The sequence below is a fragment of the uncultured Phycicoccus sp. genome, assembly GCF_947495705.1.
In the GTDB taxonomy this organism is placed as follows: Bacteria; Actinomycetota; Actinomycetes; order Actinomycetales; family Dermatophilaceae; genus Phycicoccus.
The window spans coordinates 305,186-324,718 of the sequence record NZ_CANLZR010000001.1 but is presented as its reverse complement, the minus strand read 5'-3'; the positions used below and the strand labels follow the sequence as shown (position 1 = coordinate 324,718).

The 19,533-nt window shown below is 74.4% G+C and carries 21 protein-coding genes; 6 read left to right on the top strand and 15 right to left on the bottom strand.

From position 1 onward, the window contains the following. Positions 1–44 precede the first annotated feature (44 nt). Genes Q0963_RS01595 through ilvD form a run of 3 tightly spaced genes read right to left on the bottom strand, consistent with a single transcriptional unit; the run spans position 45 to position 4,095 of the window. Positions 45–1,616: a hypothetical protein gene (locus tag Q0963_RS01595; protein WP_299441486.1), complete on the bottom strand. Its 1,572-nt coding sequence runs from the start codon at positions 1,614–1,616 to the stop codon at positions 45–47. Continuing rightward, positions 1,617–2,402, bottom strand: a complete 786-nt coding sequence (locus tag Q0963_RS01590) for an ABC transporter ATP-binding protein (RefSeq protein ID WP_299441483.1) — start codon at positions 2,400–2,402, stop codon at positions 1,617–1,619. Next, on the bottom strand, positions 2,395–4,095 hold the full coding sequence (ilvD, locus tag Q0963_RS01585; protein WP_299441480.1) for a dihydroxy-acid dehydratase: 1,701 nt from the start codon (positions 4,093–4,095) through the stop codon (positions 2,395–2,397). Before ilvD ends, Q0963_RS01590 begins: the two co-directional genes overlap by 8 nt. A gap of 116 nt (positions 4,096–4,211) precedes the next feature. Here ilvD and Q0963_RS01580 point away from each other — a divergent pair, with 116 nt between their 5' ends. Continuing rightward, positions 4,212–6,320, top strand: a complete 2,109-nt coding sequence (locus tag Q0963_RS01580; RefSeq protein WP_299441477.1) for an acyltransferase family protein — start codon at positions 4,212–4,214, stop codon at positions 6,318–6,320. Between the two features lie 119 nt (positions 6,321–6,439). Beyond that, positions 6,440–7,015, top strand: a complete 576-nt coding sequence (locus tag Q0963_RS01575) for a fasciclin domain-containing protein (protein ID WP_299441474.1) — start codon at positions 6,440–6,442, stop codon at positions 7,013–7,015. Between the two features lie 177 nt (positions 7,016–7,192). Here the strand turns inward: Q0963_RS01575 and Q0963_RS01570 are convergent, their stop codons facing one another. The 3 genes from Q0963_RS01570 to Q0963_RS01560 all read right to left on the bottom strand — a co-directional run bounded on the left by Q0963_RS01570 (position 7,193) and on the right by Q0963_RS01560 (position 9,416). Further along, positions 7,193–7,942: an anti-sigma factor domain-containing protein gene (locus tag Q0963_RS01570; protein ID WP_299441471.1), complete on the bottom strand. Its 750-nt coding sequence runs from the start codon at positions 7,940–7,942 to the stop codon at positions 7,193–7,195. Next, positions 7,926–8,504: an RNA polymerase sigma factor gene (locus Q0963_RS01565; RefSeq protein ID WP_299441468.1), complete on the bottom strand. Its 579-nt coding sequence runs from the start codon at positions 8,502–8,504 to the stop codon at positions 7,926–7,928. The genes Q0963_RS01570 and Q0963_RS01565 overlap by 17 nt, the downstream gene beginning before the upstream one ends. Positions 8,505–8,777: 273 nt before the next feature. Beyond that, the gene (locus Q0963_RS01560) at positions 8,778–9,416 is read right to left on the bottom strand and encodes a fasciclin domain-containing protein (protein ID WP_299441465.1); all 639 of its coding nucleotides are present in this window, start codon (positions 9,414–9,416) and stop codon (positions 8,778–8,780) included. 187 nt (positions 9,417–9,603) lie between these two features. Here Q0963_RS01560 and Q0963_RS01555 point away from each other — a divergent pair, with 187 nt between their 5' ends. Continuing rightward, a complete protein-coding gene (locus Q0963_RS01555) occupies positions 9,604–10,620 on the top strand; it encodes an SDR family NAD(P)-dependent oxidoreductase (protein WP_299442439.1) in 1,017 nt (338 codons plus the stop codon). Here the strand turns inward: Q0963_RS01555 and Q0963_RS01550 are convergent. The 7 genes from Q0963_RS01550 to Q0963_RS01520 all read right to left on the bottom strand — a co-directional run bounded on the left by Q0963_RS01550 (position 10,578) and on the right by Q0963_RS01520 (position 16,738). Beyond that, complete coding sequence (locus tag Q0963_RS01550) at positions 10,578–11,129, bottom strand: hypothetical protein (protein WP_299441462.1); 552 nt, start codon at positions 11,127–11,129, stop codon at positions 10,578–10,580. The two genes, Q0963_RS01555 and Q0963_RS01550, sit on opposite strands and share 43 nt — an antisense overlap. Beyond that, complete coding sequence (locus Q0963_RS01545) at positions 11,126–12,046, bottom strand: class I SAM-dependent methyltransferase (RefSeq protein ID WP_299441459.1); 921 nt, start codon at positions 12,044–12,046, stop codon at positions 11,126–11,128. The genes Q0963_RS01550 and Q0963_RS01545 overlap by 4 nt, the downstream gene beginning before the upstream one ends. 4 nt (positions 12,047–12,050) lie before the next feature. Further along, entirely contained in the window at positions 12,051–12,581 is a 531-nt protein-coding gene (locus Q0963_RS01540) for a histidine phosphatase family protein (RefSeq protein ID WP_299441456.1), read from the bottom strand. A gap of 40 nt (positions 12,582–12,621) precedes the next feature. Then, positions 12,622–14,148 carry an Asp-tRNA(Asn)/Glu-tRNA(Gln) amidotransferase subunit GatB gene (gatB, locus tag Q0963_RS01535; protein ID WP_299441453.1) on the bottom strand — a complete coding sequence of 509 codons (1,527 nt, stop codon included), beginning with the start codon at positions 14,146–14,148 and terminating at the stop codon, positions 12,622–12,624. Further along, positions 14,145–15,662: an Asp-tRNA(Asn)/Glu-tRNA(Gln) amidotransferase subunit GatA gene (gene gatA / locus Q0963_RS01530; RefSeq protein ID WP_299441450.1), complete on the bottom strand. Its 1,518-nt coding sequence runs from the start codon at positions 15,660–15,662 to the stop codon at positions 14,145–14,147. Before gatA ends, gatB begins: the two co-directional genes overlap by 4 nt. A 57-nt stretch (positions 15,663–15,719) precedes the next feature. Continuing rightward, positions 15,720–16,016 (bottom strand): Asp-tRNA(Asn)/Glu-tRNA(Gln) amidotransferase subunit GatC, encoded by a 297-nt coding sequence (gene gatC, locus Q0963_RS01525; RefSeq protein ID WP_299441447.1) that lies wholly within the window; start codon positions 16,014–16,016, stop codon positions 15,720–15,722. 77 nt (positions 16,017–16,093) lie between these two features. Then, the gene (locus tag Q0963_RS01520) at positions 16,094–16,738 is read right to left on the bottom strand and encodes a hypothetical protein (protein WP_299441444.1); all 645 of its coding nucleotides are present in this window, start codon (positions 16,736–16,738) and stop codon (positions 16,094–16,096) included. 135 nt (positions 16,739–16,873) lie between these two features. On the opposite strand from Q0963_RS01520, the gene Q0963_RS01515 reads away from it, so the two are divergent. Continuing rightward, positions 16,874–17,539, top strand: coding sequence for a trimeric intracellular cation channel family protein (locus tag Q0963_RS01515; RefSeq protein WP_299441441.1), 666 nt, complete (start codon positions 16,874–16,876; stop codon positions 17,537–17,539). Positions 17,540–17,557: 18 nt separating this feature from the next. Here Q0963_RS01515 and Q0963_RS01510 read toward each other — a convergent pair whose 3' ends face one another. Beyond that, positions 17,558–18,127, bottom strand: a complete 570-nt coding sequence (locus tag Q0963_RS01510) for a hypothetical protein (RefSeq protein WP_299441437.1) — start codon at positions 18,125–18,127, stop codon at positions 17,558–17,560. A gap of 56 nt (positions 18,128–18,183) precedes the next feature. Here Q0963_RS01510 and Q0963_RS01505 point away from each other — a divergent pair, with 56 nt between their 5' ends. Both Q0963_RS01505 and Q0963_RS01500 read left to right on the top strand, forming a co-directional pair. Beyond that, on the top strand, positions 18,184–18,597 hold the full coding sequence (locus tag Q0963_RS01505) for a YbaB/EbfC family nucleoid-associated protein (protein WP_299441434.1): 414 nt from the start codon (positions 18,184–18,186) through the stop codon (positions 18,595–18,597). Continuing rightward, complete coding sequence (locus Q0963_RS01500; protein ID WP_299441431.1) at positions 18,594–19,052, top strand: YbaB/EbfC family nucleoid-associated protein; 459 nt, start codon at positions 18,594–18,596, stop codon at positions 19,050–19,052. Before Q0963_RS01505 ends, Q0963_RS01500 begins: the two co-directional genes overlap by 4 nt. Before the next feature lie 9 nt (positions 19,053–19,061). On the opposite strand, the gene Q0963_RS01495 is transcribed toward Q0963_RS01500, so the two are convergent. After that, positions 19,062–19,412 (bottom strand): hypothetical protein, encoded by a 351-nt coding sequence (locus Q0963_RS01495; RefSeq protein ID WP_299441428.1) that lies wholly within the window; start codon positions 19,410–19,412, stop codon positions 19,062–19,064. Between the last annotated feature and the right edge of the window lie 121 nt (positions 19,413–19,533).

Sequence of the window (19,533 nt, the reverse complement as noted above, 5' to 3'; positions counted from 1 at the left end):
AGTCCGCGCCGGGTGGTCGTGGACCGAGGCGCGGGCCGGCCGGCTCACATCTGGGCCTGGGCGAGCTGGCCGAGCATCTCGGGGGCCCGGCGGTCGAGCCGCCGCCCGCCGACGACGATGCCGGCCAGGAGCAGCGTGAGCCCGTAGCCGGTGCCGAGGGCGAGCACGACGAGCTGGCCGACCGGGCGGCCTGAGGTGACCGCGACGCCGACGACGACGGGCAGGACGAGCACGACGGGCCCGACGAACGAGACGAGCGCCGTGAGGCACCCCTGCGCCGCTCCCCCGCTCGTCGCCGCGAACGGGTTGCCCCCGGTGCGCGGGGCCGTGCCGGGCAGGTAGGCCCCGACGCCCACGGCCAGCCCGAGGCTCGCGAAGAAGGCGGCGAGGACCACGGCCAGCCACGGCACGGGCGCGGTGATGACCCCGAGCGCGACCGCGACGACGAACGTCAGCAGCACGACGGGGCCGAAGACGACGGTCGACGCCAGGGCCCGTCCGGCCCGGTCCTCCCAGCCCCGCAGCCCGGTGGCGACGTGCAGCCACCAGGCGGGGCCGTCGAACGCGAGGTCGTTCATCAGGGTGAGCCCCGCGAAGATCCCGAGCGTGACGACCCCGACGCCCGCGAGCTCGGAGGTGCCCGTGAACATCGCCTGCGCGACGAAGAACACCGGCAGCACGGCGGTGCGCAGGGCGATGGCGACGAGCCGGCTGTCGCGGTACCACGCCCGGATGCGGCGGGCCGCCACGCTCGCGACCGGCGAGTGGCCGAGGACCGCGGGCAGGAGGCGCCCGGCGCCGATGCGCTGCCCCCCGCCGCTGGTCATCGGCGAGGTGAGGACCTTCTCGAGCTGGGCGACCCACCCCCGCCACAGGACGGCGAGCAGGCCGACGGCGAGCAGCAGGTGGGCCACCGCAGCGCCCCAGTCGCCGGTCGCCACGTCGAACGGCAGCGCCCACGCCCACCCGACCGGGGTCCACGACGCGATCCGCGCGGAGCCGCGGGCGTCGAACGTGGCGGGGTCCAGTCCCACCGATCCGGTGGTGAGGACGAGGTTGAGCACGAGCGGCAGGAGCGTCGCGAGCGAGACGACCGCGGCGCCGACGACGCGGCCGCCCCGCGAGGTCATGACCCGGGCGAGGCCGCTCGTCACCGCACGCGACCCGAGCACCGCGGTCAGCGTTCCGAGGACGGCGGCCACCGCGGCGGCCGGGACGGCGACCGGGTGCCCTGCCCACGCGACGACCTGCGCGAGGGCGAGCAGCGCGAGCATGACGGCGGGGATGCCGGTGCACGCCGCCGCCAGGAGGCCACGGGCCAGCCGGGGGGCCGGCAGCGGCAGGACGGCGAACCGCGCGGGGTCGAGGACGTTGTCGACGCCGGCCGCGACGAGGCTCAGCACGACCCACATGAGGGTCGCGAACGCGAAGAGGGGGACGGTCAGCGAGGTGAGCTCGACCGGCCGGGCGGCGAGGAGCGCGATGCCCGGGCCGAGGATGAGCACGGTGCCGAGCGCACCGAGGGCGCCCAGGACGGACGACGCGAGGTGCAGCGAGCTGCGCGACATCGCCGTCCACCACATCCGGAACCGCAGGCGGACGACGAGCGCGGTCATTCAGGCCTCCGGGGAGGCGCCGAGCCAGTCGAGCCCGTCGCCCGCGACCTCGCGGGCGCCGACGAGGTCGAGGAACCGGTCGTGCAGGGTGCCGCCCATCGTGAGCGCGGGCACCGTGTCGGTGGCCAGGACCCGCCCCGCGGCGAACACCGCCACCCGGTCGCACAGCCCTTCGACGAGCTCCATGACGTGGCTCGACATCACGACGGTGCCGCCGGTAGCGACGTACCGCCGCAGGATGGTCCGGATGGCCTGCCCGGACACCGGGTCGACGGCTTCGAACGGCTCGTCGAGCACGAGGAGCCGGGGCGCGTGGATGAGGGCCGCGGCCAGCCCGATCTTCTTCGTCATGCCGGCGCTGTAGTCGGCGACGACCGTACTCGCGTCGGCGGCGAGGTCGAGGATGCCGAGCAGCTCGTCGGCCCGCTCGGCGATGACGTCGCGGGGCATCCGGCGCAGGGCGCCCACGTAGCGCAGCAGCTCGCGGCCGGAGAGCTGCTCGAACAGGCGCATGCCGTCGGGCGCGACCCCCATGACCGCCTTCGCGGCCGCCGGGTCCGCCCACACGTCGATGCCGAGGACCCGCGCGGTCCCGGAGGTGGGGCGCAGCAGCCCGGTCGCCATCGACAGGGTCGTTGTCTTGCCGGCGCCGTTGGGCCCGACGAGCCCGAACAGGGAGCCCCGGGGCACGGTGAGCGAGAGGTCGTGGACGACCCGGCGGCCACGGAACTCCTTGACGAGGCCGACGAGCTCGAGCGCCGGTCCCCCCTGGCCGGTCTCAGTCACACACGGCGCCCGTGCTCGCGCTGCCGACGAGCCGGCGGTACTTGGCGAGGACCCCGCGGGTGTACTTCGGCTCCGGGTGGGTGACGCCCTCGGCCCGGCGGCGGTCCATCTCGTCGGCGTCGACGAGCAGGTCGAGGGTGCCCTGGGCGACGTCGAGCCGGATCGGGTCGCCGTCGCGCACGAACGCGATGGGCCCCTCGTCGACGGCCTCGGGGGCGACGTGGCCGACGCACAGGCCGGTGGTGCCGCCGGAGAAGCGGCCGTCGGTGAGCAGCAGGACGTCCTTGCCGAGCCCGGCGCCCTTGATGGCGCCGGTGACGGCGAGCATCTCGCGCATCCCGGGCCCGCCCTTGGGCCCCTCGTAGCGGATGACGACGACGTCACCGGCCGCGAGCGACCCGTCCTCGACGGCGTCCATGGCGAGGCGCTCACCGTCGAAGACCCGCGCGGTGCCCTCGAACACGTCGGAGTCGAAGCCCGCCGACTTGACGACGGCGCCCTCGGGGGCCAGCGACCCCTTGAGGATGGTGATCCCGCCGGAGCGGTGGATCGGCTCGCTCATCGCGCGCACGACCTTGCCGTCGGCGTCGGGAGGAGCGATGTCGGCGAGGTTCTCGGCCATCGTGCGCCCGGTGACGGTGAGGCAGTCCCCGTGCAGGAGACCGGCGTCGAGCAGGGCGCGCATGACGACCGGCACGCCGCCGACCCGGTCGACGTCGGTCATGACGTACTGTCCGAACGGCTTGACGTCGGCGAGGTGCGGGACCTTCCTGCCGACCCGGACGAAGTCGTCGAGGGTGAGGTCGACGTCGGCCTCGTGGGCGATCGCGAGCAGGTGGAGCACGGCGTTCGTGGAGCCGCCGAACGCCATGACGACGGCGATGGCGTTCTCGAAGGCCTCCTTGGTCATGATGTCGCGCGCCGTGATGCCGCGGCGCAGCAGCTCGACGACTGCCTCACCGGACTTGCGGGCGAAGCCGTCGCGGCGCCGGTCGGTGGCGGGCGGCGCCGCCGACCCGGGCAGCGACATCCCGATCGCCTCGGCGACCGAGGCCATCGTGTTGGCGGTGTACATGCCCCCGCAGGCGCCCTCGCCGGGGCAGATGGCCCGCTCGATGGCGTCGACGTCGGCGCGGCTCATCAGACCGGCGGCACAGGCACCGACGGCCTCGAAGGCGTCGATGATCGTCACGGTCTTCTCGGTGCCGTCGGACAGCTTGGCGATGCCGGGCAGGATCGAGCCGGCATAGAGGAACACCGACGCCAGGTCGAGCCGGGCGGCGGCCATGAGCATGCCGGGCAGGGACTTGTCGCAGCCGGCGAGCAGGACCGAGCCGTCGAGGCGCTCGGCGTTCATGACCGTCTCGACGGAGTCGGCGATGATCTCGCGGCTCACGAGCGAGAAGTGCATGCCCTCGTGGCCCATCGAGATGCCGTCGCTGACCGAGATGGTCCCGAACTCCAGCGGGTAGCCGCCCCCCGCGTGGACCCCGTCCTTGACGGCCTTGGCGAGCCGGTCGAGCGAGAGGTTGCACGGGGTGATCTCGTTCCACGAGCTGGCCACCCCGATCTGCGGCTTGGCGAAGTCGTCGTCCCCCATGCCGACGGCACGCAGCATCCCCCGGGCGGCGGTCTTCTCGAGGCCGTCGGTGACGTCGCGGCTGCGGGGCTTGATGTCGGGAGACGTGCTCATGCGCGCCATCCTAGGTTCGCCGGGTCGCTCCCGCCGGAGCATCCCGCGAGGCGACCGGTCCGGCGTCCCGCGTCCGGGCGGGCCCGTCCGTACCCTGGCCCGGTGAGGCCCTCCCGATGACCGCCACGACGGCGGAGCGCACGCCGCGGCAGGGCACCCGGGGCGCGCGGTGGCGCCGGGACGTCGAGGGTCTGCGGGCCCTGGCCGTCGGCCTCGTGCTCGCCTACCACGCGGGTCTCGGCCCGCCCGGGGGCTTCGTCGGGGTCGACGTCTTCTTCGTCGTCTCCGGCTTCGTCATCACCACCCAGATCGTCCGGGAGGTGGAACAGACCGGCCGCCTGCGCATCGCGGCCTTCTACGCACGGCGGGCCCGCCGGCTCCTGCCCGCGGCAGGCCTCGTGCTGGCGGCGACCGCAGGGGCCACCTGGTGGCTCGCCCCGCTCACCCAGCGTGGCGTCTTCGGCAGCGACATCGCCGCCGCCGCCGGCTACGTCGTCAACTGGCTCTTCGCGAAGCGGTCGGTCGACTACCTCGCGGAGGACCTCGAGCCGTCGCCGGTGCTGCACTTCTGGTCCCTGTCGGTCGAGGAGCAGTTCTACCTCGTCTGGCCGACCGCCGTCGTCGTCCTCATCTGGCTGCTGACGCGCAGCCGCCGCCCGGTGTCGCGCCGGGCCCTCGGCGTCGGCCTCACGGCGGGCATCATCGTGCCGTCGCTGGCGTTCTCGATCCTCTACACCGCCGTCGAGCCGGGGCGCGCCTTCTTCGTGACCCCCACCCGCCTGTGGGAGATGGGCATCGGCGCGCTCGTCGCGCTCGGGGCCCGCCGCTGGGCCCGGCTGGCCCCGAGCGCGGCGGTCGCCCTCGGCTGGCTCGGCCTGCTCGCCCTCGCCGCCTCGGCGCTCCTCGTCGACGCCTCGACCCCCTGGCCGGGGTCGGCCGCGCTGGCCCCGACGCTCGCGACAGCGGCGGTGATCGTCGCGGGTTTCGCCGCCGGCCGCCACGGGCCCGAGCGCCTCCTCGGCCGCCCCACCATGGTCTGGGTCGGCGGGCTGTCGTACTCGTTGTACCTCTGGCACTGGCCCGTCCTGCGCGTGGCCGACTGGTCGGGCGTGGAGACCGACATCGGCGGCGGCAGCCTCGTCGCCGGGAGCGCGGCCATCGGGGTCTCCGTCGTCCTCGCGTGGCTGTCCTACCGGTTCGTCGAGCACCCGATCCGCACGAGCGAGGCGCTGCGTTCGCGGGTCCGTGGCTCGCTCGTCATGGGCGCGGTCATCTCGGTCCTCGCCGCCTCGATCGGCGTGCTCATGTACGTGGCGTCCGAGGCCGACGCGGCCCGCCGCGGCCACCGCACGGTGGCCGCGCTGCCCGGGCAGACGCTCGAGGTGCCCGCGGCCCTGACCGCGGCGCACCCCCCGGTGCTCTACGACCGGCTGACCCCCACCCCGCTCGGGGCCACCCGCGACCTCGACCCGGTCTACGCCCGGGGGTGCCAGACCGAGACGACGTCGGACGAGGTGGTCGAGTGCGTCGTCGGCGACCCCGGCGGGATGCTCGAGGTGGCGGTCGTCGGCGACTCGAAGATGGGCCAGTGGGCGTCCATCGTCGGACGGATCGGCGAACGACGGGGGTGGCGGGTCGCGGTGTACACCAAGAGCGGCTGCCCCGCCGTCGAGGCGACGGTGCCGATCGACGGTGAGCCGTACCGGACGTGTCAGGTCTGGGGCGAGCGCGTGCTCGACCGCCTCACCGGAGCGACGGCCCCCGACGTCGTCGTGACGACCTCCGCGCAGAGCACGGCCTTCGCGCCGGACGGGAGGACCTCCCGGGCGGAGTACACCGCGGCGCTGACCCGGACGTGGGAGCGCGTCGTCGCCGCCGGCGCGGTCGTCGTCGCGGTGTCCGACACCCCCTCGCCCGACCGCGACGTCCTGCCGGTGTACGAGTGCGTCGCGCAGCACGAGGCGGACCCCGACGCGTGCACGTGGCCGGCCCGGACGAGCCCGGGCTCGCGCGTTCTCCGCGCCGCCACGGAGGCCACCGCCGGCGCGACGTACGCCGACCTCGACCCGTGGGTCTGCCCGGGCGGGCTGTGCCGCGGCCAGTACCGCAACGTCCTCACGTACCGGCAGGGCTCGCACATCACGGCGACGTTCGCCGCGACGCTGGAGGCGCCCCTCGAGGCGGCTCTGGACGCGGCCGTCGACGGGGCGAGGCGCGAGCGGTAGGGCCGTCGGCGCCCCTCCGGGCGCCTCGTGTAGAAACTTTGTCGAATCTGGTGCATCCGCTGGGCCCACGGCGGCGGAATCAAGGGTGTCAGTACCTCCCCCGAGCAAAAGGACACGTCATGCGACGCACCCTCGCTGTCACCGCCGCCCTCACCCTGGCCCTCACCGTTGCGGCCTGTGGCACGGACGACCCCGAACCCGCCACGACGACGTCTGCGGCCGCCGCGACGACCGAGGCGCCCACCCCCACCGAGACCGCAGCCGCCGCCGACATCGTCGACACCGCGGTCGCGGCCGGCAGCTTCACCACGCTCGCGACGGCGCTCGAGGCCGCAGGCCTCGTCGACACCCTCAAGGGCGACGGGCCGTTCACGGTCTTCGCGCCGACCGACGACGCCTTCGCGGCCCTGCCCGAGGGCGCGGTCGACGACCTCCTCGCCGACCCCGACGGCGCTCTCACCGACGTCCTGACCTACCACGTCGTCCCCGGCAAGGTCCTCGCCGCCGACGTCGTGGGCCTGGACGGACAGGCCGTCAAGACCGTCCAGGGCGGCGAGCTCACGGTCGGCGTCGAGGGCGACACCGTCACCCTCACCGACGCCGCGGGTGGCACCGTCACGGTCACCCAGACCGACATCGAGGCGAGCAACGGCGTCATCCACGTCATCGACGGTGTGCTCATGCCCACCGGCTGACCGACCACGCACCGGAGCCCCCGACCATGCGGTCGGGGGCTCCTGCGTCTGCCCTCCCACCCTGGGTCCGCTTTCTCGGGTGACCCGAGAAGGCCACGGTTCACCCGGGAAGCGTTCCCCTGCTCAGCGGGTGGTTCCGGGGGGAAGCGGCCGTGTCATGCGGCCGCCGCGGAGCGCTCAGAGCGCCAGGGTCCCGCGGACCACGCTGTCGCCGGAGTGCTCCGGCTTGTCGTCGAACCCCTCACGGGAGATGTCGACGATGACGTAGCCCTCCTCGATGAGGGACTCGTCGACGGCGAACCGCTGGGTGCCCTCGCCCGGGCGGAGCACGCCGATCGACACCATGCGGGTGAGGTCGCGGTTGATGAGCCAGACCTCCAGGTAGCCGTCCCCGGGGTCGAGGCCGGCGGTCCGGACGTCGAGGTCGAGCTCGGGGCCGATGCGGACGGCCTCGGCGGAGCCGAGCCGGGCCCCGGTGTCGAGGGTGTCGAGGGAGGCGCTGGCGAGGACGGTCGTCGGGGTGGGAGCCGGGTCCTGGTCGAGGACACGGGTGCCGACGGCACCGAACACGAGGCCGGCAGCAGCCGCGCCGGCGATCCAGCCGAGCGGCAGCCGCCGCTCGCGGCGGGCCCGACGGTGGGCGAGCTCGTCGCCGACCGCGGCGCCGGCGGCAGGGCCGGCCTCGGGCACCCCGTCCGCCGGGCCGTTCCCGCTCTCGTCGTCGAGCGCCGCGAGGACCGCGGCATGGACCGACGGCGGGGGCGCGATCAGCTCCGGTGCCCCGCTGCGGGCGAGCTGCAGCGTCGAGCGCAGTGCCTCGACCTCGGCCGAGCACACGGGGCAGGCGGCGACGTGGGTCGCGGTGCGGCCGTCGGCCGTCTCACCGAGCGCGAGGGCGGCCAGGGTGTCGTCATCGGGATGGTTCACGGTGCACGTCCTCCATTCGGTGTCGTAGGTGGATGAGTCCTCGGCGGACGTGGCTCTTGACGGTGCCGAGCGGCAGCTCGAGGCGGCGCGAGATCTCCTCGTGGGTGAGGTCCTCGATGAAGGCCAGCCGCACGACGGTCCGCCGGGGCTCCCCGAGCTGGTCGAGCGCGTCGGCCACGAGGAGCCGCGCCGCCAGCTGTTCGTCCGGGGGTGGGGCCTGCTGGTCGGGCAGCGCGCGGGTCGCCGCAGCGCCGAGATCGCGCACCTGACGGGCCCGGGCGGCGTGCAGGTCGGCGATCTTGTGCCGCGTGATGCCGACGAGCCAGCCGGGGACGGTGCCCCGGTCGGGGCGCAGCGTGTGGCGCCCGCGCCATGCGGCGACGAACACCTGCTGCGTCACGTCCTCGGCGTCGTGGTGGTTGCCGAGCGACCGCACCGCCAGGGTGTGCACGAGTGAGGACCACCGGGCGTAGGCCTCTTCCAGGGCCTCCCGGGAGCCGTCGCGCAGCCGCTCCGCGAGGTCGGCCATCGCGGCCGCCTCGGTCTCCTGCTCTGCGTGCACGTGTCTCACGATAGGGCCGAGCCGCAGGGACATGCGGTAGGCCCCCGGCGCCGGGGCGGGAGGGCGCAGCAGCGTGACGGCTGTGGCGTGGTGCACGGTGGCCCCTCCTGTCGATGTCCGGGCTTCGGTCGGATGTTCTCCATCTGGGGTTCGGTGCGGACCCCGCTGCTGGATGCAGCCGGCCCGGATCCTGTCGAAGGCTCGGCTGCCGGGCTCCCCGACCCGGCGGGTGGGGAGCCCGGCAGCAGCGGCGGGCTCAGCGGTCGGACGCGCTCAGGGGAGGTTGAACGGGCGCAGGACGAAGACGATGCCGTGCGCGATCTGCTTGTTCCCCGCGTTGATGTCCAGGGCCCGCGGGTTGAGGAAGGGGTTGACGTCGTCGGTGTCCTTGTCGCGGAGCACGACGATCGGGACGGACCGGTCGTAGACCTTCACCGTGATGGTGCCGCCCTGGGCGGTCGGCAGCACCGCACCGTTGGCGGCCACGGCGTCCTTCTTCGTGAGCGTGGCGCCCGGGACCACGTGGTAGAGCAGCACCTGCTCGACACCGTCGACCCCGACGGCGTCGACGAGGGCACTGAAGACCCGCGACTCCGAGGTGTACCAGCGCTTCGTGAGGTCACGCACGAGCACCTGGAACGCGCGGTCGTTCGGGATGAAGGCGGTCAGGGGCACGCTGCCGTCCGTCAGCACGCCGACCGCGCTGTCCGGGTTCTCCTCGAGGACGGCGAGCACGGCCTCGGTGACGAGGTCGTAGTCGTACCAGTTGCGGTCGAAGGTGTTGCCGTCGGAGGTGAGCACGGCGGCCAGGCTGCGCTCCCCCGGCGTCGTGCCGGCCATCGCGGACGGGGCGATGAGGGCGGTGGCGAGCCCGAGGGCGGCCGTGGCGAGACCGAAGCGACGAAGCGACATCAGAGGGTCCTCTCTCACAGGTGGGGGTCGCGGCGCTGCGACCTACCCCTGCTTCCGCCCGGCGGCTCCGGGCGGATGCACTCGCGACGCCCCGGTTCGCCGCGCCGTGCACCGCCGTCCCCGTCGCCGGACCGCGTGGGTAGGTTCGTCGTGACCAGGCCACCGAGAGCGTCAGTGAGTGAACACGATGAGAGACCGTTCGGCACCGCCTTCGCGCTCCGTGGCCCTCGGCCTCGCCCGCGCCGTCGACACCCTCCTGGACCGCACCGTCGCCCCCGGATTCACCCATCTCGGCCTCGCGGTCCGACGACGGCTGCCCGGGTGGCCCGCGGACCCCGCGCCGGGTGGCCTGACCGGTCACGACGTCGCGGTCACCGGGGCCTCCTCGGGCCTCGGCCGGCGGACCGCGCTCGACCTCGCGGCGCTCGGCGCCACCGTGCACCTCGTGGTCCGGGACACCGGCAAGGGCGAGCGGGTGGCCGACGAGGTACGCGCCGCCACCGGGAGCCCGGCCTCGGCGCGGGTGTGGCGGTGCGATGTCGCCGACCTCGACTCCGTCGACGCCTTCGTCGACGCCTTCGTCGAGGCCTTCCTCGCCGACGGACGCCCGCTGCGCGGCCTCGTCCACAACGCCGGCGCCCTGCCGCCGAGCCGCACCGAGTCGCCGCAGGGTCACGAGCTGACCCAGGCCCTCCACGTGCTCGGCCCGGTCCGGATGACCGAACGGCTCCTCCCGGCCCTCGAGGCCGACGAGGGTCGGGTCGTCCTCGTGACCTCGGGAGGGATGTACACCCAGCGGCTGCCGGTGGACGACCCCGAGTACACCCAGGGGTCCTACAGCGGATCCGTGGCCTACGCCCGGAGCAAGCGCGGTCAGGTCGAGCTCCTGCCGGTGCTCGCCTCCCGCTGGGCCGACCGGGGGGTGTCCGTCCATGCGACGCACCCGGGCTGGGCCGGCACGCCCGGGCTCGACGCCTCGTTGCCGGCGTTCTCCCGGGCGCTCCGGCCGGTGCTGCGCTCGGACGCGGGGGGCGCCGACACGACGACCTGGGTCCTCGCCACCGAATCCGCTCCGCCCTCCGGGCGCCTCTGGCACGACCGTCGCCCCCGGCCCACGGCCGTGCTCCCCGGCACGCGACCCACCCACACCGACCGGGCGCGCTACTGGCGCTGGGTGGCTGACGCCACCGACCTCACGCCCTGACCGGCGCTCCACCACAGGCGCCCCGACAGGGGTTCGACGGCGAGCACGGCTCCGAGCGCGAGCAGGCACCCCACCGTGACGCCACCGTCGTCGCCGCGGACCGCGCCGGCGACGACTCCGGCCGTTGCCACGAGGGGCCGCACCAGGGTGAACGGCCCGAGGATGACAGCGGAGGCGAGGTACCCCCACCGCCAGCCGAGGGCCAGGTACCCGAGCAGGGCGAGCAGCGTCACCACCGCATACGGGAGGTACACGGCGAGCATGGCCGTGCCCGCGCGCACGTACGCCTCGGCCGGCCACGGACCCGGAGCGAGCGCGTGCAGACCGGTGGCGACTGCGACGGGGAGCAGCAGGCCGCCCATGAGGAGCAGCCCGCGGCGGGCCGCCACCCGGTCGCGGACCCGGTGCTCGACCGCGCCCCGGCGCCCCAGGGACGAGCGGAACCCGGCGAGCGCGCCGTCGAGCAGGCCGAGCACGGCAAGGGCCGAGGCGACCGCGACGACCCTCATCGGCGGATGCCCACCAGGGGGCGCACCACGTCGATGGCTGCCGGATGCCAGCGCGGCCCCTCGTGGACGGCATGGTCGTACTCGGGTGCCCCGGAGCGCGCCGTCGCCAGGAGCACCTCGGCGGGGTGCGCCCGGCGGGCGGACAGCACGCCGTCGTGGCGCGACACCGGCTCGCGCATCCGGGCCTGGTGGAAGATCCACGCGCCGAGGGTCGACCACCCGCACGGCGCGATGTCCCAGTGGGCCCAGGCCGCCAGGCCCAACGCCGCCTCCGCCCTGGCGAGCGCGGTCAGCGACTCCGGACTCAGATGGTGGAGCACGCCGCTCGAGATGACGACCGTGCGGGCGGGGTCGTCCACGGCGACGCCCGGCCGCAACGCGTCCCCGTGCACGAAACGGCAGTCGAGCTCCTCCGCGCGGGCGAGCCGGTCGGCCTCCGCGACGAGGACGGGGTTGAGGTCGACGCCGACGAGCTCGACGCCCGGGCCGAGCAGCCCCCGGTGGGCGAGGGACCGCACGACGTAGCCGAGGCCGCAGCCGAGGTCGACGACCCGGACCGGGCCGCCGCCGCCCGCCCTGAGGTCGTCGAGAAGAGGGGCCAGCAGCGCTGCGACCCGACGGGGGAACTGCAGCTCCTCGACGAGCCGCTGCAGCTCGCAGTGCACACGGATCCCGAGCGCGTCGACCCACTCGTCGTCGAGCACGTCATCGCGGGCGGGCATCCGCGCGACGGTCCGGGCGGCCTTCCGCTGGCCGCTCGCGAGCAGTCGCTCGACCACCTCGGACCGGCGCACCGGGAGCCTGCGCCCGGCCTCGTCGATGCGCCACAGGAGGTCGGTGATCTCCACCGCGTCGCGGCGCAGGGCAGGGTCGGGCTCCCGATGCCCGTGCAGACGTGGCGCCGGGGCCTCGCTCACCCAGTCAGTCCTCGGACCGGGCGACGTGGAAGCGCTCGAGCCGGGCATCGCCGAACGCGAGGTCGGCCCACCGCCCCGAGTAGTGCAGGACCGCGATCCCGCAGGTCGCGAAGCCCTCGGCCAGCGCCCGGTGCCCCTCGACGCTCCCCTCGCCGTCGGCGAGCAGCTCGGTGAGGGCGGGCAGGCCCGGGGCGTGGCCGACGACCATGAGGATGTCGGCGTCGTCGTCCGCGTCGTGGATCGCGTCGAGGATCGCCTCGGGGCTCGCGTTGTAGATGCGCCGGTCGTGCCGGACCTCGGCCTCGGGACAGCCCGACTCCCACACGGCCTCGCAGGTCTGCAGTGTCCGCTCCGAGCTGGAGCACAGGACCTCGTCGATGCCGATGCCGTGCTCGTGCAGCCAGCGGCCCGCCTCCGTGGCGTCGCGCCGGCCCCGCGCCGTCAGCTCACGCTCGTGGTCGCCGTCGGGGTTGTCCGCCTCGGCCTTCGCGTGGCGGAGCAGGATGAGGGTGCGGTCACGGGCGGCGACGGTCATACCCCGATCATGCACCCGATCGGCTCCCCCGCGGGGCGGGTCAGGACTGGCCGAGGCGCGCCAGGATCAGCTGCCGGGCGGCGGCGGCGTCGGCCTGGCCCTTCATCTCGCGCATCACCTGGCCGATGAGCGCGCCGACGGCCTGGACCTTGCCGTCGCGGATCTTGTCGGCGACGTCCGGGTTGCCCGCGATGACCGCGTCGACCGCCGCCTCGAGGGCGCCGGTGTCCTGGACGAGCTCGAGCCCGCGGGCGTCGGCGACCTCGGTGGGCGTGCCCTCGCCGTCGAGGACGCCCTCCCAGGCCTGGCGGGCCATCGAGTCGTTGAGCCGGCCGGCGGTGACGAGGCCCTCGAGCTCGACGACGTGTGCCGGGGTGACCCCGAGGCGGGACGCGTAGGTCGGGACGTCCACTCCCTCGCCGTTGGCGCGGCGGGCGATCTCACCCGACCACCACTTGCGCGCGGCGGTCGGCGACGCCCCGGCGGCGACGGTCGCGCCGATGAGGTCGACGAGGCCCGCGTTCATGACGTCGCGCATCTCGAGGTCGCCGTAGCCCCACTCCGCCTGGAGCCGCTTGCGCCGCTCGGCGGGCGGCTCGGGCAGCGTCGCCCGCAGGGCCTCGATGGCCTCCTCCGAGGGGGCGACCGGCACGAGGTCGGGCTCGGGGAAGTACCGGTAGTCCTCGGCGTCGGACTTGACCCGCCCGGACGTCGTGATGCCGGTGTCCTCGTGCCAGTGCCGGGTCTCCTGGGTGATCGACCCGCCCCCCGCGAGGATCGCCGCGTGTCGGCCGACCTCGTAGCGCACGGCCCGCTCGACCGAGCGCAGCGAGTTGACGTTCTTGGTCTCGGTGCGGGTCCCCAGCGTCCCGGCACCGGCGGGGCTCAGCGACAGGTTGACGTCGCAGCGCATCGAGCCCTGCTCCATCTTCACGTCCGAGACCTCGAGCGCCTTGAGCAGGTCGCGCAGCGTCGCGACGTAGGCCTTCGCGACCTCGGGCGCCCGCTCGCGGGTTCCGAGGATCGGCTTGGTGACGATCTCGATGAGCGGGATCCCGGCGCGGTTGTAGTCGACGAGGCTGTGGGTGGCGCCGTGGATGCGACCGGTGGAGCCGCCGACGTGGAGGGACTTGCCGGTGTCCTCCTCCATGTGGGCTCGCTCGATCTCGACCCGGTAGGTCGACCCGTCCTCGAGCTCGACGTCGAGGTACCCGTCGACGGCGATCGGCTCGTCGTACTGCGAGGTCTGGAAGTTCTTCGGCATGTCCGGGTAGAAGTAGTTCTTGCGGGCGAACCGGCACCACGGCGCGATGGAGCAGTTGAGCGCCAGGCCGATCCGGATCGCCGACTCGACCGCGACCTCGTTGACGACGGGCAGCGCGCCCGGCAGCCCGAGGCACACCGGGCACACCTGGGTGTTGGGCTCGGCCCCGAACTCCGTCGGGCAGCCGCAGAACATCTTGGTGTTCGTGCCGAGCTCGACGTGCACCTCGAGCCCCATCGCGGGGTCGTAGGCCGCGAGCGCGTCGTCGAAGGAGAGCGTCGGCTCTGCGGTCGTCGTGGTCATCGGGACACCTCCGTCAGCTCGGGCGCTCGGCCCAGGATGGGACCACCCCAGACGGCGGTCAGCCGGGCCTCGAGGGCCGCGCCGACCGAGTACAGCCGGTCGTCGGCCATCGCCGGGGCGAGGACCTGGAAACCGGCCGGGAGCCCGTCCTCGTCGGCGAGGCCGCTGGGCACCGACAGGCCGGGGATGCCGGCCAGGTTGGCCGGGATGGTCGCGATGTCGTTGAGGTACATCGCCATCGGGTCGTCCAGCTTGTCGCCGAGCCGGAACGCCGTGGTCGGCGCGGTCGGGCTGACGAGCACGTCGGCGGACTCGAAGGCCTTCGCGAAGTCGTCGGCGATGAGGCGCCGCACCTTCTGGGCCGAGCCGTAGTACGCGTCGTAGTACCCGGAGGACAGGGCGTAGGTCCCGAGGATGATGCGCCGCTTGACCTCGTCGCCGAAGCCGGCGTCGCGGGTGGCGGCCATGACCTGCTCGGCCGAGGGGGCGTCCACCCCGTCCGGGGCGACCCGCAGGCCGTAGCGCATCGCGTCGAACTTCGCGAGGTTGCTGCTCGCCTCGCTCGGGAGGATCAGGTAGTACGCGGCGAGGGCGTACGTGAAGCTCGGGCAGGAGACCTCGACGACCTCGGCGCCGGCGTCGACGAGATGCTGCACGGCCTCGTCGAAGCGGGCCTGCACCCCGGCCTGGAAGCCCTCGCCGGTCAGCTCCTTGACGATGCCGATGCGCATGCCCGCGACGTCCGCGCGGCGGGCGGCCTCGACGACCGGCGGGACCGGCGCGTCGATGGAGGTGGAGTCCATCGGGTCGTGCCCGCCGATGACCTCGTGGAGCAGGGCGGAGTCCAGGACGGTGCGGCTGCACGGCCCGGCCTGGTCGAGCGAGGACGCGAGGGCGACGAGCCCGTACCGGGACACCCCGCCGTACGTCGGCTTGCACCCCACGGTGCCGGTGACCGCGGCGGGCTGGCGGATGGAGCCACCGGTGTCGGTGCCGATGGCCAGCGGGGCCTGGAACGACGCGACGACCGAGGACGAGCCGCCGCCGGAGCCGCCGGGGATGCGCTCGAGGTCCCAGGGGTTGCGGCTCGGGCCGTACGCGCTGTGTTCGGTGGAGGAGCCCATCGCGAACTCGTCCATGTTCGTCTTGCCGAGGATCGGCAGGCCGGCGGCCCGCAGCCGCGTCACGAGGGTCGCGTCGTACGGCGGGACCCATCCCTCGAGGATGCGCGAGCCGCACGTGGTCGGCAGGCCCCGCGTCGTCAGAACGTCCTTGACGGCGATCGGGACCCCGGCGAGGGCGTGCAGCGACTCGCCCGCCGCCCGGCGGCGGTCGATGTCGTCGGCGGCGGCGAGCGCGCCGTCGGCGTCGACGTGGAGGTAGGAGTGGACGGCTCCGTCGACGGCTGCGGTGCGGTCCAGGAGCGCCTGGGTCACCTCGCGGGAGGAGGTGGCGCCGGCGCCGAGCAGGTCGGCGAGCTCGGCGGCGGTGGCGCGGGTCAGGTCGGTGGTCACGATGGGGTCCTCAGGAGGTACGGCGACGGGAGGCGGCGGGGGCGGCGGGGCGGCCGGTCACTCCTCGTCGAGGATGCGGGGGACGCTGAAGCGCTGCTGTTCGGCCTCGGGCGCCCCGGCGAGCGCCTCCTCGGGCGTCAGCGACGGCCGCACGACGTCGGGGCGGGTGACGTTGACGATGGGCATCGGGTGGCTCATCGGCTCGACGTCGGCGATGGGCGCCTGCTGCACGGTGGCGACGGCCTCGAGGATGACCCCCAGCTCGCCGACCATCCGGTCGAGCTCGGCGTCGGAGAGGTCGATCCGGGCGAGCCCGGCGAGGTGTGCGACGTCGTCGCGGGTGAGGTCGGCCATGGCGGCCAGTCTATGGGTGGCGCGGAGGGCCCACGCCCCGGCCCGCCCTCGTGAGGGCCGGGCCGGGGCGGGTCCCCTCACACGGTGATGCAGATGTTGCCCATGTCGAACTTCACCGAGTCGCTCTTGCCGGGGCGGTACACGGTCACGTCGGCGACCCCGTGGATGCAGGACGACACATCCGTGCTGGTGGGACCGCTGCTGAGCTTGTCCCACTCGGCTTTCACGCCGCTGTTGTACTGGGTGTAGCGCGACCCGTTGTCGCTGTACGTCGTGCTCCGCTTGGCGACCTTCTCCTCGCCACAGGTCGGCGTCACCGAGAGCCCGACGGACCACGGGTACCCCACGCTGATTCCCGGGTTCGAGCTGCACTTCCAGTAGTAGTAGCTCTGACGGAGTGTCGCCTTCGTGACGTTCTCGCGCGGCGAGCCGTCGAAGCAGGTGTCGGTCGTCGTCACCTGCATCGTCAGGTCCTCGAGCCTCGGGTCCTGCAGTGACTGGTAGTCGGCCGGCGTCGGGTACGTCTGGGTGCTCCGGACGTAGAAGGCCGACATCGTCCCCGTGATCTTGACCCGCACGCAACGTGACAGTGGCGCGGAGTAGAAGTTCTTCGTCTTCTCGAACGTGCGGGTCTTGGTGTAGCTCGTGACGTCGGCACTGGCCGATGGAGCGGCGAGCACCGCCATCCCGACCGCGGACAGCACGGACACAGCGACGGACATGGCTCTCTTCATGGTGTCCCCCCGGACATCTCGACGGCCTCTGTCCCCTCGACCGAGGTCCGTGGGCCCATCACATCACCGGACGGGTCGGACGGCAAGGGCGCAGGGCACGCCGCGGGCTGGGACAATCGCCCGGTGCTCACGGACACCGCCTCCATGCAGACCGTCCTCGACGTGTGCGGCGTCTTCGTCTTCGCCCTGTCGGGGGCGCTCGTCGCGGTGCGGCGGGGGCTCGACCTGTTCGGGGTCCTCGTGCTCGCCTGGGTCGCCGGGCTCGGCGGCGGCATCATCCGCGACGTGTTCCTCGGCATCACTCCCCCGGTGGCCGTCAGCGACTGGCGGCTCCTCGCGGCGGCCGCCCTCGCGGGCACCGCGGTCTTCCTCCTGCACGGCACGTGGGTCCAGCACAGCTCGCGGCGGCCGGGTGGCCGCCGCCGCCTCGTCAGCCGGGCGGTCCGCCTGCTCGACGCCGCCGGTCTGGCGCTCTTCGCGGTCAGCGGCGCGCTCGTCGCGCTGGGCCAGGACGCCGGTCCGCTCGCGGCCACGCTCATCGGCGGCATCACCGCCGTCGGTGGCGGGATGCTGCGCGACGTCCTCGCCCGCCAGGTGCCCGAGGTCCTCCAGCGTGAGCTCTACGCGCTGCCCGCGCTCGCGGGGGCCGCGCTCGTCGTGCTCCTGGACCACCTCGGCGCGCTGTCGCCTCTCACGGCCTGGGTGGCCGTCGCCCTCGTGTTCGGCATCCGCGTCGTCGCGGTCACCCTGGACCTCAACGCCCCTCGCCCGCTGCGCACCGGGGCCTGACCTTCCCGGACGCCCGGCTCACCCGTCGGAGGCCGCGGCGAACAGCGCGTCGGTCCGTTCGTCCCGCACCAGGTCGGGCCGCCGCCGGACCCACTCGGTCAGCATTGCGAGCACCGCCGGCCACCGGCTCTCACTGGGCCGGAAGGTCGCCACCACCTCCCCGTCCCGGCCCCGGAGGACCAGGGCCCCGGGGGCGTCCCCGGCGATGCTGCGCGGCCGGGACCCGAGCACCTCCACCCGGGCCACCTCCTCGACGGCGGTGCACCGGCCGAGCCAGAGGAGCCGCCACGACACCTGCCGCTCGTCGAGGGCGACCCGGTAGGACCACAGCACCCCCATCGCGATGACAGAGCCGGCGAGGACGACGAGCGAGACGACCCAGCCCGCGGCGACGGCGGCGCCCCACCCGGTGCGGCCCATCGGCGCCCCCGGGTCGCCCGCCGCGACCGCGGCGAGGAGCGCCAGCGCGATGCCGGCCGCGAGGGGCGCCAGCAGGAGCGTGCCGACGAGCCGCAGGCCCCGGCTGACCCCGAGCACGACGGGCTCCGGGTCCGGGAGCCCTCCGCCGGTCGTCCTGCTCGCTCGCATGGACCGACGATACGGCCGGGGCGCGGGGCCGCACCTGCGTCGGTACGCTCGCCCCCATGGCTGGATCGACCTACGACGGCTACGGGGACATCGACGCGGAGGTGCGCGCGGCCCGCGACCGCGCGGACCGGGCCGGCGCCTGGGCCGCCGAGGTGCAGCAGCTGCGCGCCCGCGGCACGGCCTTGCGCGGCGGAGTCACCGTCGAGGTCGACCAGTCGGGGGCGGTCACGTCCATCGGGGTCTCCGACGCCGCCGCCGGCCGTGGCGGTGACGCCGTCGCCCGTGCCGTCCTCACGGCAAACGAGCAGGCCCAGGCAGAGCTGCGCCGGCTCGTCGAGGAGTCGGCAGCCGCCATGTTCGGCCAGGGGTCGGCGACGACGACGGCGGTCGTCGACGAGGTCGAGCGGCACACGCCGGCGGCCGACGGCCCCGACGACGGCCCCGGCCCCGGGCGCGGGGGTGCCTGGTGAACTTCGACGACCACGGGCACGTGGACGGTCTGGCCCAGACCGAGCTCGACCGGTTGGCCGCCCGCGCGCGCACCGCCCTCGAGTGGCGCCGGCGCGTCGAGGCGATGGAGGGCACCGGTGAGGTCGACGGGGTGCGCGCCACCGTCAACGGCTCGGGCTCGCTCACCGACCTGCGGGTGGCGGCCTCCGCCGTGACCGACGGCGGGGACGCGGTCGCCGAGCGGATCAGCGCCGCAGTCGCCGCGGCACGTGCCGACGTCGCCCGGGTCGTGGCCCGCTCCGGGGCCGAGACCTTCGGCGAGGACTCCACCGAGGCCGCCACGATCCGCCGGACCTGGGAGGGCGCCGCGCAGGCCCGCGCCACCGTGGTGCGGCCCGCGGACACCCCCGCCCCGCCGGACCGGCCGCGGGACGGCACACCACCCCCCAGCCCACCCGCAGCCGGGACCTGGTGAGGCGGGTCGTCAGCCGAGCGCCTGCCACCCCACGGAGAGCAGCCGCGCGACGCGCACGACGACACCGACCGCCCCCACGACGAGCAGCACGCTCATCAGCGACCAGAACCCCCAGCGGGCGGCGAGCCCACCGGCGCTGCCCGGCTCTTCGGCACGCGCGAGTGCCCACCAGTGGTTGCGGACCAGTGGCCCCCACTCACCGCGGGCGTCCGGCAGGAAGGGGAGCCACCAGTCACCGGCGGCGTTGGCCCGGACGGCCTCGGTGACGACCGGTCGGACGACGACGAGCAGCACGAGGGCCAGCATCCCCAGCACCCCGAGCCCCACGACGACCAGCAGAAGTCGAAGCCCCCACTCCACCGCAGCACCTTCCGGTCGGCGTGACCCGTTCGGGCGCACGGGGACCGCTCCCCATCGTGCCGGGCCACTGATGTCCGTACTGTACGTCGCAGGCCAGCACGACCGACGGGGAGGAAGACGA

Excerpts from the sequence above, each read along its gene's own strand:
- Q0963_RS01575 (WP_299441474.1), top strand. The coding sequence starts at position 6,440 with ATGCGACGCACCCTCGCTGTCACCGCCGCCCTCACCCTGGCCCTCACC.
- Q0963_RS01505 (WP_299441434.1), top strand. The coding sequence starts at position 18,184 with ATGGCTGGATCGACCTACGACGGCTACGGGGACATCGACGCGGAGGTG.
- Q0963_RS01595 (WP_299441486.1), bottom strand. The coding sequence starts at position 1,616 with ATGACCGCGCTCGTCGTCCGCCTGCGGTTCCGGATGTGGTGGACGGCG.
- ilvD (WP_299441480.1), bottom strand. The coding sequence starts at position 4,095 with ATGAGCACGTCTCCCGACATCAAGCCCCGCAGCCGCGACGTCACCGAC.
- Q0963_RS01550 (WP_299441462.1), bottom strand. The coding sequence starts at position 11,129 with ATGAGGGTCGTCGCGGTCGCCTCGGCCCTTGCCGTGCTCGGCCTGCTC.
- Q0963_RS01580 (WP_299441477.1), top strand. The coding sequence starts at position 4,212 with ATGACCGCCACGACGGCGGAGCGCACGCCGCGGCAGGGCACCCGGGGC.
- Q0963_RS01510 (WP_299441437.1), bottom strand. The coding sequence starts at position 18,127 with ATGCGAGCGAGCAGGACGACCGGCGGAGGGCTCCCGGACCCGGAGCCC.
- gatB (WP_299441453.1), bottom strand. The coding sequence starts at position 14,148 with ATGACCACGACGACCGCAGAGCCGACGCTCTCCTTCGACGACGCGCTC.
- gatC (WP_299441447.1), bottom strand. The coding sequence starts at position 16,016 with ATGGCCGACCTCACCCGCGACGACGTCGCACACCTCGCCGGGCTCGCC.
- Q0963_RS01560 (WP_299441465.1), bottom strand. The coding sequence starts at position 9,416 with ATGTCGCTTCGTCGCTTCGGTCTCGCCACGGCCGCCCTCGGGCTCGCC.
- Q0963_RS01540 (WP_299441456.1), bottom strand. The coding sequence starts at position 12,581 with ATGACCGTCGCCGCCCGTGACCGCACCCTCATCCTGCTCCGCCACGCG.
- Q0963_RS01555 (WP_299442439.1), top strand. The coding sequence starts at position 9,604 with ATGAGAGACCGTTCGGCACCGCCTTCGCGCTCCGTGGCCCTCGGCCTC.
- Q0963_RS01520 (WP_299441444.1), bottom strand. The coding sequence starts at position 16,738 with ATGTCCGTCGCTGTGTCCGTGCTGTCCGCGGTCGGGATGGCGGTGCTC.